The organism is Halogeometricum sp. CBA1124, assembly GCF_009741955.1.
Taxonomy (GTDB): domain Archaea; phylum Halobacteriota; class Halobacteria; order Halobacteriales; family Haloferacaceae; genus Halogeometricum; species Halogeometricum rufum.
The window spans coordinates 1-13,073 of the sequence record NZ_WPCD01000095.1 but is presented as its reverse complement, the minus strand read 5'-3'; the positions used below and the strand labels follow the sequence as shown (position 1 = coordinate 13,073).

General features: G+C 68.0%; 13 protein-coding genes and 4 pseudogenes. 9 read left to right on the top strand and 8 right to left on the bottom strand.

Annotation, left to right across the window (positions count from 1 at the left end; genetic code table 11):
• From GJ632_RS12315 to GJ632_RS12305, 3 genes and pseudogenes are all read left to right on the top strand, one after another.
• A pseudogene (locus GJ632_RS12315) lies at positions 1-298 on the top strand (hypothetical protein); the annotation flags it as partial.
• Positions 299-408: 110 nt separating this feature from the next.
• Positions 409-1,746: a hydroxymethylglutaryl-CoA synthase gene (gene hmgB, locus GJ632_RS12310; protein ID WP_089807926.1), complete on the top strand. Its 1,338-nt coding sequence runs from the start codon at positions 409-411 to the stop codon at positions 1,744-1,746.
• 133 nt (positions 1,747-1,879) lie between these two features.
• Positions 1,880-2,143, top strand: a complete 264-nt coding sequence (locus tag GJ632_RS12305; protein WP_191453098.1) for a hypothetical protein — start codon at positions 1,880-1,882, stop codon at positions 2,141-2,143.
• Positions 2,144-2,193: 50 nt separating this feature from the next.
• Here GJ632_RS12305 and GJ632_RS12300 read toward each other — a convergent pair whose 3' ends face one another.
• Entirely contained in the window at positions 2,194-2,511 is a 318-nt protein-coding gene (locus tag GJ632_RS12300; RefSeq protein WP_197427985.1) for a winged helix-turn-helix domain-containing protein, read from the bottom strand.
• A 43-nt stretch (positions 2,512-2,554) separates the two neighbouring features.
• The gene (locus GJ632_RS12295) at positions 2,555-3,262 is read right to left on the bottom strand and encodes a helix-turn-helix domain-containing protein (RefSeq protein ID WP_191453094.1); all 708 of its coding nucleotides are present in this window, start codon (positions 3,260-3,262) and stop codon (positions 2,555-2,557) included.
• Positions 3,263-3,431: 169 nt separating this feature from the next.
• On the opposite strand from GJ632_RS12295, the gene GJ632_RS12290 reads away from it, so the two are divergent.
• Complete coding sequence (locus GJ632_RS12290) at positions 3,432-4,097, top strand: metal-dependent hydrolase (protein ID WP_191453092.1); 666 nt, start codon at positions 3,432-3,434, stop codon at positions 4,095-4,097.
• Between the two features lie 42 nt (positions 4,098-4,139).
• Positions 4,140-4,660: pseudogene (locus GJ632_RS12285) on the top strand (GNAT family N-acetyltransferase).
• Here GJ632_RS12285 and GJ632_RS12280 read toward each other — a convergent pair.
• The 4 genes and pseudogenes from GJ632_RS12280 to GJ632_RS12265 all read right to left on the bottom strand — a co-directional run bounded on the left by GJ632_RS12280 (position 4,661) and on the right by GJ632_RS12265 (position 7,060).
• Positions 4,661-5,230, bottom strand: a complete 570-nt coding sequence (locus GJ632_RS12280; protein WP_191453090.1) for a transporter — start codon at positions 5,228-5,230, stop codon at positions 4,661-4,663. It lies immediately after the preceding pseudogene.
• A gap of 78 nt (positions 5,231-5,308) precedes the next feature.
• On the bottom strand, positions 5,309-5,923 hold the full coding sequence (locus GJ632_RS25950; protein ID WP_231751529.1) for a GNAT family N-acetyltransferase: 615 nt from the start codon (positions 5,921-5,923) through the stop codon (positions 5,309-5,311).
• Between the two features lie 324 nt (positions 5,924-6,247).
• Positions 6,248-6,562 (bottom strand): annotated as a pseudogene (locus GJ632_RS25945) (GNAT family N-acetyltransferase); the annotation flags it as partial.
• A gap of 45 nt (positions 6,563-6,607) precedes the next feature.
• The gene (locus GJ632_RS12265; RefSeq protein WP_191453087.1) at positions 6,608-7,060 is read right to left on the bottom strand and encodes a pyridoxamine 5'-phosphate oxidase family protein; all 453 of its coding nucleotides are present in this window, start codon (positions 7,058-7,060) and stop codon (positions 6,608-6,610) included.
• Between the two features lie 242 nt (positions 7,061-7,302).
• Here GJ632_RS12265 and GJ632_RS12260 point away from each other — a divergent pair, with 242 nt between their 5' ends.
• On the top strand, positions 7,303-8,328 hold the full coding sequence (locus GJ632_RS12260; protein ID WP_191453086.1) for a hypothetical protein: 1,026 nt from the start codon (positions 7,303-7,305) through the stop codon (positions 8,326-8,328).
• A gap of 235 nt (positions 8,329-8,563) precedes the next feature.
• A complete protein-coding gene (locus tag GJ632_RS12255) occupies positions 8,564-9,346 on the top strand; it encodes a DUF4396 domain-containing protein (RefSeq protein ID WP_191453084.1) in 783 nt (260 codons plus the stop codon).
• Positions 9,347-9,571: 225 nt separating this feature from the next.
• Here GJ632_RS12255 and GJ632_RS12250 read toward each other — a convergent pair whose 3' ends face one another.
• Together GJ632_RS12250 and GJ632_RS12245 are read right to left on the bottom strand one after the other, a co-directional pair.
• Complete coding sequence (locus tag GJ632_RS12250; RefSeq protein ID WP_089807950.1) at positions 9,572-10,000, bottom strand: DUF86 domain-containing protein; 429 nt, start codon at positions 9,998-10,000, stop codon at positions 9,572-9,574.
• Positions 10,001-10,435, bottom strand: a complete 435-nt coding sequence (locus tag GJ632_RS12245) for a nucleotidyltransferase family protein (RefSeq protein ID WP_191453082.1) — start codon at positions 10,433-10,435, stop codon at positions 10,001-10,003.
• A gap of 141 nt (positions 10,436-10,576) precedes the next feature.
• Here GJ632_RS12245 and GJ632_RS12240 point away from each other — a divergent pair, with 141 nt between their 5' ends.
• Both GJ632_RS12240 and GJ632_RS23745 read left to right on the top strand, forming a co-directional pair.
• Positions 10,577-12,058 carry a replication factor C large subunit gene (locus GJ632_RS12240; protein ID WP_191453080.1) on the top strand — a complete coding sequence of 494 codons (1,482 nt, stop codon included), beginning with the start codon at positions 10,577-10,579 and terminating at the stop codon, positions 12,056-12,058.
• A gap of 48 nt (positions 12,059-12,106) precedes the next feature.
• Positions 12,107-13,052: pseudogene (locus GJ632_RS23745) on the top strand (TIGR03557 family F420-dependent LLM class oxidoreductase).
• The last annotated feature ends 21 nt before the right edge of the window (positions 13,053-13,073 follow it).

The following is a 13,073-nucleotide window of genomic DNA, read 5'->3' as shown; positions in this document are numbered from 1 at the left end:
CGACCCCGACGGCGACGACCTGACGTACGAGTGGGAAGTCGTCGACGACGACGGACTCGGCGGCGGCCTCGAACTGACCGACGCCGACAGCGTCCGGCCGACGCTCAGGCTCACCGACGTCGTCACCGACCGTGACCGGGAGGTGACCGTCCGACTCACCGTCACCGACGACGACGGGGCCACCGACACCGACGCCGTGAACGTGAGCGTCGCGCCCGTCGACCCGAACGACGCGCCCGCCGGCGGGTGGCCGGGGTGGCTGGAGTGGTTGCTCCGCCTGCTGTTCGGGTGGCTCTGAGTCGGTGACGCTGCGGCGGGGGTCGCGCGTCGCCCGCCCGCGTTCGTTTCGACACCTGACGTAACACCTCATCGACAAACCCATATGGCCGGGCTTCGGAGAGGGGACGTATGACAGCCGTCGGCATCGACGCCATCGAGATTTGGACGGGGAAACTCAGACTCGACCTGCCGAACACCTTCGCGCCGGAGAAGGGTGAGGACCCCGAGAAGTACACGAAGGGGCTGGGTCTGGCATCGTCGTCGTTCCCGGACGTCTACGAGGACATCGTCACGATGGGAGCGAACGCGGCGAAGCGTCTGATGGACCGCGAGGGCCTCGCGCCCGACGACATCGGCCGCATCGACGTGGCGACGGAGTCCGCGTTCGACAACTCCAAACCCGTCTCGACGTACATCGCGGGGTGTCTCGAACAGGTGTACGACGGCGACTTCCACCACGCGAACAAGGGCGAACGCAAGTTCGCCTGCCTGTCGGGGACGCAGAGCATCGACGACGCGTACAACTGGATCAAGGCGGGTCGGCACCGCGGCCGCGCCGCACTCGTCATCGCCACGGACACCGCCCTGTACGAACGCGGTGACCCCGGCGAGGCGACGCAGGGCGCGGGCGCCGTCGCCATGCTCATCACGGAGAACCCGTCCATCGTCGAACTCTCGACCGAACAGGGCTACGGGAGCGCCGACGAGACGGACTTCCTGAAGCCGAACCAGCAGTTCCCCAGCGTGGACGGCAAGCGGTCGGTGCAGGTGTACCTCGCGCGGATGCGCGAGGCCCTCGAGGACTACGAGTCCGTCGCGGGCGACACCCACCCCGACGACTTCGAGTACATCCCGTTCCACACGCCGTTCCCCGGCATGGTCCGGAAGGCGGCCGTCCTCGGCTTCCGACACATGACGCGCGACACCGACGTCGAGGACGAACTCGCCGACGAAATCGGGATGCAACCCCGCGAGAGCGAGTACGACACGTGGGACGACTACGAGGAGGCCATCCGCGCCTACATGGACGACCTGAAGGAGACCGAGCAGTACCGCGAGTGGTACGCCACCACCATCGAACCGACGCTCTCCATCTCGCGGAACGTCGGCAACTGGTACACCGGGTCGGTCCACATCGCTCGCCTGTCCGCCCTGCGTGACGCCCTCGAACGCGGCGACGAGTTGGCGGGCAAGCGGATGCTCGTCGGGTCGTACGGTTCCGGCGCGCAGGCCGAGATTCACGCCGAGACCATCGTCGACGGGTGGGCCGAACACGTCGAGGCCATCGACGTGGACGGGCAACTCGACCGGCGGCAGGACATCACGTACGACGAGTACGAACTCATCCACGACGTCCACAACCACGCCAAAGAGGTGGACGTCGAGGAGTTCACCGCTCCCGAATCGGAGTTCGTCTTCACGGGCTGGGGTCGGATGAACGAACGCCGGTACGACTACGTCGAGTAGCGGACTCAGTCCGCCCGAACGCCGTCGCCGACGGGCGAAGCGAGTCGATGCAGAACGGCCAGCGACCGCGTGGGCGCGGCGACGGGGCGGCCGCCAACCATAAATTCATCACGATTCTTAATCCGGGTGGCACGTGACCGGTGACACTCGTGTCGACGCGTCCGCCACGGAGGCAACGGCGGACGACGGGCAGTCGGACGAATCGCGCGTCAAGAGTGCCGTCCGCGACGTCGCGCGGCACTGGCAGGCGGCAGCGTTCGGACTCGGCAGCCTCGCGGTGGCGTACTGGGCCGCGTTCGTGAACCCAGCGATGTCGCCGAAGTGGTACGTCCCCATCATGCTGGTGTACCTCGCATCGCCGTCGGGTACATCTACGTCGTCGAGGAGACGAAGCTGAGTTTCGGGACGTCCGCAGGGACGGAGTCCACGTAGGGACGGCCGTCCCCGTCACCCGTCGTCGGCGACGGGCGAACAGCGGTCGAGTTCGACCGTGACGCCGTCGCCGTCGACGCCGAACGTCATCTCTTCGACCCGGCAGGCGTACGCCGCGTAGTGGTTGCCGTCGGCGTCGTAACGGGCCTCCTTCTCGACCAACTCGTGCCGTTCGAGTTCCTCCAACCGCCGGTAGACGGTCGGCTTCGACACGTCGCACCGGCCCGCGAGTTCGCTGGCCGAACGCGAGTCGTCGCTCGTGCGGACGAGTATCTCGCGCGCGAGTTCGTTTCCGAGCAGTTCGAACAGTTCGTCGGCGCCCCGGCGTGACACGGGGTCACACACGGTGGTCGGGGACAAGAATCCGGTGGCCGTCTCAGGGAAGCGCGCGCAGGTCGTCGAGCATCTCGTCCAAGTCGCGGTTCGAGATGGCGAGCGAGAAGCCGTCGATGCTGGCGAGGGCGGGGGCGTGTTCCCACAGGTCGTCCTCCGTCAGGCCGTGGAGGACGACGGCGTTCGGCGTCGGGTTGACGACGCGCATCGCCACGAGGGGGGACTCGCCGCGACTGACGCCCGTGAAGACGAGCGCGCGACTCGTGGACTGCCCGTAGAGGCGGTAGAACTCCTCGGACGACAGGCGCGTGATGGCCTCGATGCTGTTGATGACGGTGTGCCCGCTCACGTGGTCGTGGTCGCCGCGGACGAGTTCCGTCGCGTCCATCGCCTCGTACAGGCGTTCGAGGGGGACCGACGTGGCGTACTCCCGCAAGTCTTGGACGATGTCGCTCTCGAACCCCGCGGAGATGACGCGAGCGTACTGCCGGATACGACTGCCGCCGCGCGACTGGTCGATGTCGAGGAGGGCCTCGACCATCCGGCGGACGACGCCGATGCCGGGGCTCTCGCGCCGTCCGCTCTCGTAGTCGGAGATGACCGACGACGACACGTCCAACTCCTCGGCCAGCGCCGTCTGCGAGATGTCGAAGTCCGTCCGCCACTTGCGGAGGGTCGCGCCCGCGTCGTCGCTCAGCGTTATCTCACCGGCGATACGTCGTGCGAGTTCGTCGCGCGGAACCTCGCTCATCGAGCGTCACCCGCGCCCCGTCCGTCCCGGTGCATACGGTGCGACGTGTGCGACTCGGGCGCAAAAGGGTATCGAAAATCGGGTTCGACGAACGACGATGTGTCGGCGACGGTCCGAAGTCGGTCACCCGAGGCGAACGTTCAAGAGGGAGAGCGCGTCACTCTCCCCCATGCCGTCGACCGTCGTCCACCTCGCACTCGGTGGACTCATCGGTGCCGCCCTCCTCGGCGCGGAGTTCGACCGGCGGAGCCTCCTCGTCGTGTTCGCGTTCACCGCGCTTCCGGACCTCGACGTGCTGGCGGAACCCCTCCTGCCGGGCGCGCACCGGTCGCTGGGGCACACGTTCGTCCTGCCGGCCGTCCTGTTCGCTCTCCTCCTCTGGGACGCGCGTCGCGGCGCGGCGTCGGCCCTCCGGCGGCGGTTCGGCGTGCGCGGCGTGAAACTGGCGTGGGTGGGGGCGTTCTGCCTCCTCGCCGCGGGCATCGTCCCGGACCTCCTCGTCGGCGGCGTGAACGCCTTCTACCCCCTGCACGACCGGTTCTACACGGTCGACGGCCGACTGCTCTACTCGACGGACCGGGGCTGGGTCCAGACGCTCGTGGACCTCTCGCCGCCGGAGCCGAAACCGGCCCGAACGACGGACAACTTCCAGTTCCGGACGGTGCTGGACGCCGCGCCGACGCGGGGCGTCGAACCGGCCCCCGAGGAGGCGCGCGTCGAACGCATCTTCCCCGTCGCCATGACCGGCTTCCGGTTCGGCATCGTCCTCCTCTCCGCCGTCGTGGTGAGCGTGCGACTGGCCGGCGACCGGTTCGCGGACCTGTTCGAGGCGTGAGCCGGTCCGAACGAGACGGGCCGCCCTCGCATCGGGGCGTTCATGGCCGACGGCGTCGACGGACGAACGATGACCGACGCGACGATACGACCGTACGAACCGGAGGACGCCGACGACCTGTGGGCCCTGAAGCGCGGCTTCGAACTCGGCATCGGGGCGAACACCGGCGGCGAGGACAAGGGCGAGACGTACGAGGAGAAACTCGACGACGACTACCGGACCCGGTGGCTGGCGTGGGTCGACCGCTGCGTCGACGAGGACGAGACGTGCGTCGCCGTCGCGGCGACGGCCGACGGACTCGTCGGCTACGCGTTCGTCCTGCCCGAGTCGCTGGCGTTCGTCTGGGACGCCGCCGTCCTCAACGAGATATTCGTCGCGCCCGACGCGCGCGGCACGGGCGTCGCGGACGACCTGATGGAGGCCGCCCTCGACTGCGCCCGCGAGCAGACGCTCCCGCTCGACCGGATGGTGCTCGACGTGGACCTGGAGAACGACCGCGCGCAGGCGTCTACGAACGGTACGGCTTCGAACACTGGGGCGAGATGGTCGCCAGAGAACTCTGACTACGACCCGCCGCGAACCGCGCCCGCGACGGCACCGCCGACGCCGCCGAGGACGACGGGTTCGACCAGACCCGCGAGGAGAACCGTCGTCACCGGGTCGAGGCGGACCACGTTCCCGCCGAACGAGACGGTGAAGGCGAACAGGCCGGCGACGGCGACGACGAAGTAGCCGAACGCGACCATCGCCCCCGAGAGCGCGCCGTCCGCCGGCGACGACGCCCGCGAGAGCGTCGCGGCCGCCGCACCCCCGGCGAGGAGGCAGACGACCGGCACGGCGTACAGGAGCGGGGAGAACGCCTCCGTCGTCCCGACGAGGTCGACGCTCGACGTGGACCCGAACAGGCCCGGGACGAGCGTCTTCACGCCGTGGACGTTCAGGAACGACCAGCCGACGACCTGCCACACCGAGAGTTCGCTCCCGAACGCTTCGAGGAAACCGAACGCGGCGGAGTTCCGTATCGTCCCCGCCGTCGCGAGGTAGACGAGGAGGTAGCCGAGGACGCCGGCTCCGAGGCCGCTTCCGAGGCCGGCGACCGCTGTTCGCGGCGACCGAACGCTGCTGGGAGACATTACTGTCGAGACGACTCTCACCGCTTCGTATATACTTCGTGGCCGGCGTACGAGGGCGGCGCACGGAGAACGCGACGCTCAGGGGAGCGTCTCGACGAACGTCACCGAGTCGTCCGCACCGCACGCGTCGCGCCACTCGGCCTGCGAGACGGTGTAGCGCGCCTCGTCGCGCACGTCGCCGTCGGTGAAGGGGAGGCCGCGGCGGACCACGCCCTCGAACCGGCCGCCCGCGTCCGCGACGTACTTCTCGACGGCGCGGCGAGATTTCTCGTTGCCGGCGGCGACGCCGACGGCGACGAGGCCGACGTCGAGGCGGTCGAACGCGAGGGTCAGCAGGGCGCGGGCGCGTTCGACGGAGTAGCCCCGCCCCCAGAACGGCTTCCGGAGCCAGATACCGGGTTCGGCCACGTCGCGGTCCCAGTCGAACTCGAGTGCGCCGACGCCGACGAACTCGCCGGTGTCCGGGAGCCGAATCGCGTACTCCGCGCTCTCGGCCTCCGCCCACCGCTCCTCGCACCCGCGGAGGAAGTCGAACGTCTCCTTCGGCGTCTCGTGCGGCGAGAACGGGACGTGTTCGAACGTCTCCGCGGCGTCCTCGCCGGAGGCGACGCGGTAGAGTTCCCGCACGCCGACGGTGTCGCGACCGGCGCGTTCGAGCCTGAGTCGGTCCGTCTCGACGACGGCGGGGAACAGGTCACTCGTCGCCATCGCCGTCCTCCCACCGGAGCGTCGCCGTCCGTTCGTCCACCGCGTCGCGCCACTCCGCCTGCGTGACGGAGAACCGGACGGTCGACTCGGGGTCACCGTCGCGTTCGACGCGGTGGCGAAACTCGCCGTCCCGACTGCCGCCCGCCGCCTCGACGTAGTCCGCGATGGCGCGGACGGCGCGTTCGTCGGCCGGAATCGCCTCGGCCGCGCACAGCGACACGTCGAGTTCGTCGAAGGCGACTTCGAAGACGCCCGCGCGCGTTCGCTGACGTAGCCGCGACCCCGGAACGGCTTCCTGAGCCAGATGCCGAACGCGGCGGTGTCGCGGCCCCACTCGAAGTGCAGGCCCGCCGTCCCGGCGAACGCGCCCGCGCCGTCCTCGCCGTCGCGCGGGTAGACGGCGTAGACGGCGCTCTCGCCGGCCTCCCACCGCGCTTCGACCCGGGCGAGGAACTCGTCGGCCTCCTTCGGCGACCGGTAGGGGTTCCGCGTGACGTAACGAGTCACGTCTTCGATGCTCGCGGCGCCCTCTCGGCCGTGTTCGTACAGTTCGACCGACGGGACCTCCTCCCGCGTCGCGCGCCTGAGGCGGAGGCGGTCGGTGCGTATCTCGACGGGGAACACGACCGTGCGGACGCAGTCCGGCGAAAAGAAGCTACCCCGGCCGTGTCACTCGACACCACGCATCGTCTTCTCCCGCCGACCGGTGAGTTCGTCGGGAACGAGGCGGTACATCTCGAACTCCAACTCCGTGGTCGGTTCGTCGTAGATAGTGACGAACGGAATGTCCATCGTCCGCATCGCCTCGACGACGGTGGAGTCGAGGGCCGCCTCCGTCACCTCGGTGAGGCGGCCGCGGGCGACGACGGACTTCCACCCCTCGTCGGTCTGTTCGTGGACGACGACGGAGACGGCACCGGGCGCGTCGACGTACTCACGTTTCTCCGACTCCGAGTCGAACGCGAGTCGGAGGTAGATGCTCTCCTGCTCCGCGTCGAAGCCGTAGGAGACGGGAATCGCGTAGGAGTCGTCGTCCTTGGCGAACGCGACGACGCCGGTGCCGCCCGTCCCGAGGAACTCGACTGTCTCTTCGTGGCTCATGGCGACGGACTGGTCGGACATGAGAGAATCTACGCTCGGCGGCGACTTAAAATGACGCTCCGCTTATCGTTTTCTCGGGGAGCGGGGCGACCGACGGCACGGGGCGGAACGCCTCGTCGGGCGCGGCGTCGCTCTCGGTGCGTGCGAACGCCGGGCCCCGCTCCCGGTACCGCTCTCGTGCGGACGACACTGACGCTACCGACGATTCTCACCGCGACCATTGTTGTCAATACATTATCATAGGAGGGGAGCGTACGGGGCGTATGGCTCTTCACGCACTCGACGACGTCGACGACGCACTGGACGTGACGCGAACGTTCCTCGGCTCTCTGGACCGCACGGCGTGGGTGAAACTCGCTCTCGTGGCGCTGTTCATCGGCGGCCCCGGCGCGAACGTCAACTCCTTTCAGTACACGTTCGGCGGGGACGGCGGCACCGGCGGCCCCGCGCCGGGGGTCCCGCCCGGGGACGTGTTCGGGCCGAACGCGTGGCTCCTCGTCGCGGGCGTCGTCGGCTTCTTCGTGCTCCTCGGACTCGCCTTCGCCCTCGTCGGTTCGGTCATGGAGTTCGTCTTCGTCGAGTCGCTCCGAAACGAGTCGGTGACGGTCCGGCGGTACTGGGGCCGACGGTGGAAACAGGGCGTTCGCCTGTTCGGGTTCCGCTTGCTCGTCGGCTTCTTCGTGTTCGGCACCGTCGCCCTGTTCGCGGCGCCGTTCCTCCTCGCCGCAGCGGGGTTCGAACCGTTCACGGGCGGCGTCTCGCTCGCCGTCCTCCTGGTCGTCCTCCTGCCCCTGTTCGTCGTCCTCGCCGTCGTCGCCGGCCTCGTCAACGGCTTCACCACCGTCTTCGTCGTCCCCATCATGATTCTGGACGACTGCGGCGTCCTCGCCGGGTGGCGGCGCCTCTGGGCGACGATAACTCGCCACTGGGTCCAGTATCTCGCCTACGCCGTCGCGAGCTTCTTCCTCTCGATAGTCGGCGGCATCCTCGTCGCAATCGTCACCGTCGTCTTCGTCGTCGTCCTCCTCGTCCCGTTCGGCCTCCTGTTCGCCCTCGGTATCGGTCTCGTCGAGTTCGTCGCCGAACCGGTCGGCATCGCGGTGTTCGTCCTCGCCGGCCTCCTGTTCGGTCTCGCCGTCCTCGCCGTCGCCGCACTCGTGCAGGTGCCCGTGCAGGCGTACCTGCGCTACTACGCGATGCTCGTCCTCGGCGACGTGGACGAGACGCTGGACCTCGTCCCGACGCAACGCGCCGCCGTCCGCGGGTCACCGGACGTGGTCGAGGAGTGAGCGAGCGAGCCCGGAACCCGCTCGCCGTCGCTCTTGGGAACGTAAACTGAGCGCCCGAAGCGAGCGTCCTTTCGAAAGTTCTGGGGGAGCGGCGGCGCCGGACGCGCCCGTGACCGAGGCGCGCCGCGACGCGTGTCCGCGGCCTTCGCGCCCGACTCACGGAATCCGGGGGTGAACCCGAGGCTCAGTTTGTAAGCCAGAAAGCGAAAAAACGCGCCACCCGTGAGTACAGACGATGTCAGACCCGGTCGTCGTTACGCTCGCCAGTTCGCCCGTCCCCGAGTGGGCGGTACACCTGGGGAAACAGGTAGAACACGCGCTGGCTCCCGCACGCGAGTTGCTCAAGCCGCTCCTCGCCAGTTGGGTGACGCTGGCCGTCTGGGTCACCCTCAACGTCGTCTCGCTCGGCGTCCTCTGGTGGGACGTCCGCGAGCGAAACCAGAACCTCCCCTCGATGATGAAGTTCGTCTGGTCGCTCGTCGTCGCCTACTCCGGTCCGGTCGGGCTGGCGGTGTACTGGTACTCGGGGCGGACGCAACTCGACAGCGACTCGCTCTGGAAGCGAGGGTTCCGTTCGACCTCACACTGCTACTCGGGCTGTGGGATAGGCGAAGTCATCGGCATCACCGCGTCGACCATCATCCTCAGTTTCTCCCTGTTCTGGGTGACCGTGGCGACGTTCACGATGGCGTTCCTGTTCGGGTTCGCGTTCACCATCGGGCCGCTGATGCAGGAGGGCGTCGGGTTCGGCGAGGCCGTGAAGGACGCACTGTGGAGTGAGACGCCCAGTATCACCATCATGGAGATAGCCGCCATCGGCACCGACCTCCTCCTCGCCGGCGGGGCGAAGTGGACCGCGCCGCTGTTCTGGACGGCGCTGTTCTTCTCTTTGACCATCGGGTTCGTCGCCGCCTACCCCGTCAACGCCGTGCTCATCGTCGCCGGCGTCAAGGAGGGGATGGGCAACCCCGCCGAGATGGACGGAAGCGGCGGAAACCGTTCGTCGGCCGCCGACTGAGTCGCCGGTGGCGACGCGCCGGTGACGCTCCGCAACCACTAAACGCACCTCGGACGACCCTTCTACAATGGCAGACTGGACGGAGCAGTCGGTCTAATCGTGTGTAGTTCGTGTGTAAGGCCGGCCGTCCTCCTCCTCGGAATCCGACGGACGAACCACACAGTCTGTTCCTCCTCGGTCGGGGTGTGAAGAGCCGGAATGGCGTTGTTGACCGAGGACTACCGCTTACGACCGCTGCTGCTTGAACCACCGAGCGACTTCGGTCTGAAACCGCCCGAACCAGCGGAGGTCCTCGTGTAGCACGTCGTAGACGACGTCGTGATTGACATCGCCGTATCGGTGAGCGAGAACGTTCCGAAACCCGACGGCCTCCTCCATCTTCGCTTGCGTCTCATCCGAGAGGATACCGGCGTTCCCGAGGGCTTCTATCTCCTTCTTCGACGTCCCACTCGGGGTGAGTGCTTCGGCCGAACGGATGTGCTGGGCGAGGTCGATACAGGACTGGATGAGATTCATGAACGTCCGTTCGACGGCCCGCTGAGTCACCATGTCGGCGAGGTACTCCTCCTTCGACATCCCTCGCATTCGCTTCAGGTCGTCAGTGTACTGATTGACGTGACGGAGTTTGTCCACGACGACGTCCCCGTCGACCATCTACGTGTCGCCCCGGGCGAGTCGGTCGATGAACTCACGGCGCTCTCGCTCCCGTTCGTTCGCCGTCGCCTCGTACTCTCGCCCGATTCGTTCTCGGTACGTCTCGACCGCACGCTCGTCGCCGGTGAGAACGATTCCGTCACGAAGTGCGGCGTACGCAACCGGCGTCGGAAGCGAGTCGACGTCGCTCACGTCTACGAACCCGTCGGCGTACTCCTGCAGCCCAGCGTCGATGCGGTTTCGAGCGTCGAACCGTTCGTGGTCCGTCATCTCCTCGGGGAACCGGAGGGCGACATCCACATCGGATGATTCGGTGGCGGTTTCTCGTGCGTGCGACCCGAACAGAACGGCGAAAACGACCGGCGTCTCGGCGAGGTACGCTCGCATCTCCGAGAGATTCACTCCCTCGACGTTCGACTCGTCCTCGCTCGCCATGCCGTACTGTTCGAGACTCCGGAGTAATACGTTTACTCCTCGTACGCCACGAGTGGATTGCACGAAAAGACGGGTCCCTCGAACGAGATTCCCGGTGGACTATTCGCAACCACTAAACGCCCGTCCGACCACCCTCACACAATGGCAGACTGGACGGAGAAGTACCGGCCTTCGACGCTGGCGGAGGTCCGCGGGAACAACAAGGCCCGCGACGCACTCGCCGAGTGGGGGAAGACGTGGGACGACCACCGCGAGGCGGTGGTCCTCCACGGCGCGCCGGGCGTCGGCAAGACGTCGGCGGCGCACGCCCTCGCCAACGACATGGGGTGGGAGACGGTCGAACTGAACGCCTCCGACCAGCGGACGGCGGACGTCATCGAACGCTTCGCCGGGCGCGCCGCGATGAACACGACGCTGGCCGGCGCGTCGGCGGGCGACGCCGACGGCCGGCGCGAGGGTCGGCAGTTGGTCGTCATGGACGAGGCGGACAACATCCACGGCAACTACGACCGCGGCGGCGCGGGCGCGATAACGCGCCTCGTCAAGAAGGCGAACCAGCCCATCGTCCTCATCGCCAACGAGTACTACGACATGTCGAACGGCCTGCGGAACGCCACGCAGGACATCGAGTTCCGCGACGTCTCCGCGCGCTCTATCGTCCCCGTCCTCCGTGACATCCTCCGCAAGGAGGGAATCGAGTTCGACAGCGACGCCCTGGACCGACTCGCGGAGACGAACAGCGGTGACCTGCGCTCGGCCGTGAAGGACCTGCAGGCGGCCGCCGACGGGAAGGAGCGTCTCACCGTCGAGGACGTGGTGACGGGGACGCGCGACAGGGCCATCGGCCTGTTCGCGTTCATCGACGCCGTGCTGAAAGAGGAGTCCGCGGAGGAGGCACTGCAGTCGGCGTACGCGGTGGACGAGACGCCCGACGACCAGGTGCAGTGGATAGAGGACAAGGTGTCGCTGGTGTACGACGACGACGAACTCGCCCGCGCCTACGAGTTCCTCGCCAACGCCGACGTCTGGTTGGGCCGCGTCAGGGCGACGCAGGACTACTCCTACTGGCGGTACGCGACGGACAACGTCGCCGCGGGCGTCGCCGCGGCGCGGGACCGAACCCGCGGCGGGTGGACCCAGTACGGCGGCGCGCCGTATCGCTCCACGCGCGACTCGACGCGGGACGAAATCGTCCGGAAGATAGCCGAATCGGGCGGGTTCTCGATGGGGACGGCCCGCCGTGACGTCCTCCCGTTCCTCGCGACGATGACCCACCACTGCAAGCCCCGCGACCTGACCGTCGCCATGGCCGCGTGGTACGACCTGGACGAGGCGGCCGTCTCCTACGTCACCGGAAGCGGCGAGACGACGAACAAGGTGCAGTCCATCGTCGAGGACGCCCGCGAGATGCGCGAGACGGAGATGGAGTCGCACACCGGCGGAGCGTTCGAGGGGGCCGCACCCGACGCCGACGGCGGCGACGGCGTGGACACCGACGGCGACGACACGGCGAACCGTGACGACGCCGCCGACGACGTGTTGGACGGCAACGCCGACGCCGACGACAGGGCCGAGGACGCCGAGGACGACGACGGCCAGTCCGGGCTGGACGACTTCTTCTGACACCGGACTGCCGTTCGTTTTATCGAACAGCCGCCTGAAATCGGGCGTGTGACAGAGTTCGGATACACGCTGTCGAGCGAGGAGTTCGGTCCGACCGAACTGGTGGAGAACGCCGTCGAAGCGGAGGACAGGGGCTACGACTTCCTGTCCGTCTCCGACCACTTCCACCCGTGGCTGGCCGAACAGGGCGAGTCGCCGTTCGTCTGGAGCACCCTCGGCGGCGTCGCCGAAGCGACCGAGGAGGTGGACGTGGGCGTCGGCGTCACCTGCCCGACGACGCGCATCCACCCGGTGAACGTCGCGCAGGCGGCGGCGACGACGAAGGCGATGCTGGACGGCAGGGCGTTCTACTTCGGCGTCGGCACCGGCGAGGCGTTGAACGAACACGTCACCGGCGAGCGCTGGCCCGAGTACGCGGTGCGAAAGGAGATGCTGGCGGAGGCAATCGACGTGATTCGGAGCCTCTGGACCGGCGAACAGGTGAGTCACCGCGGCCCCCACTACACCGTCGAGACGCCCGTCTGTTCACCCTCCCGGACGAACCGCCGTCGCTGGTCGTCTCGGCGTTCGGGGCGGAGTCCGCGCGGATGGCGGACGAACTCGGCGACGGCTTCTGGTCGGTCGGTCCGCAGGACATCGTCTCCGAGTTCGACGGCGACGGCCCGAAGATAACGCAGTTGTCCGTCTGCGTCGCCGACGACGAGACGAGGCCGTCGAGACGGCCCACGAGAACTGGCGACAGTCGGCGCTGCCGGGGGAGTTGAATCAGGAACTGCCGACGCCGAAGCACTTCGACCAGGCGAGCCAGTTGGTGTCCGAGGACGACGTTCGGGAGGGGAGCATACTCACCGACACGGACCCGCAGGCGCACGTCGACAGCATCCAGCAGTGTCTCGACGCGGGCTACGACCACGTCTACTTCCACCAGATCGGCGACGACCAGGAGGCGTTCTTCGAGTTCTACGAGAAGGAAGTGCTCCCCTCGTTCCGGTAGGCCGGGCGGCGGCGACCCGAG

Coding starts and splice junctions, on each gene's coding strand:
- hmgB (WP_089807926.1), top strand. CDS start 409: ATGACAGCCGTCGGCATCGACGCCATCGAGATTTGGACGGGGAAACTC.
- GJ632_RS12295 (WP_191453094.1), bottom strand. CDS start 3,262: ATGAGCGAGGTTCCGCGCGACGAACTCGCACGACGTATCGCCGGTGAG.
- GJ632_RS12290 (WP_191453092.1), top strand. CDS start 3,432: ATGCCGTCGACCGTCGTCCACCTCGCACTCGGTGGACTCATCGGTGCC.
- GJ632_RS12280 (WP_191453090.1), bottom strand. CDS start 5,230: ATGTCTCCCAGCAGCGTTCGGTCGCCGCGAACAGCGGTCGCCGGCCTC.
- GJ632_RS12265 (WP_191453087.1), bottom strand. CDS start 7,060: ATGTCCGACCAGTCCGTCGCCATGAGCCACGAAGAGACAGTCGAGTTC.
- GJ632_RS12260 (WP_191453086.1), top strand. CDS start 7,303: ATGGCTCTTCACGCACTCGACGACGTCGACGACGCACTGGACGTGACG.
- GJ632_RS12255 (WP_191453084.1), top strand. CDS start 8,564: ATGTCAGACCCGGTCGTCGTTACGCTCGCCAGTTCGCCCGTCCCCGAG.
- GJ632_RS12250 (WP_089807950.1), bottom strand. CDS start 10,000: ATGGTCGACGGGGACGTCGTCGTGGACAAACTCCGTCACGTCAATCAG.
- GJ632_RS12245 (WP_191453082.1), bottom strand. CDS start 10,435: ATGGCGAGCGAGGACGAGTCGAACGTCGAGGGAGTGAATCTCTCGGAG.
- GJ632_RS12240 (WP_191453080.1), top strand. CDS start 10,577: ATGGCAGACTGGACGGAGAAGTACCGGCCTTCGACGCTGGCGGAGGTC.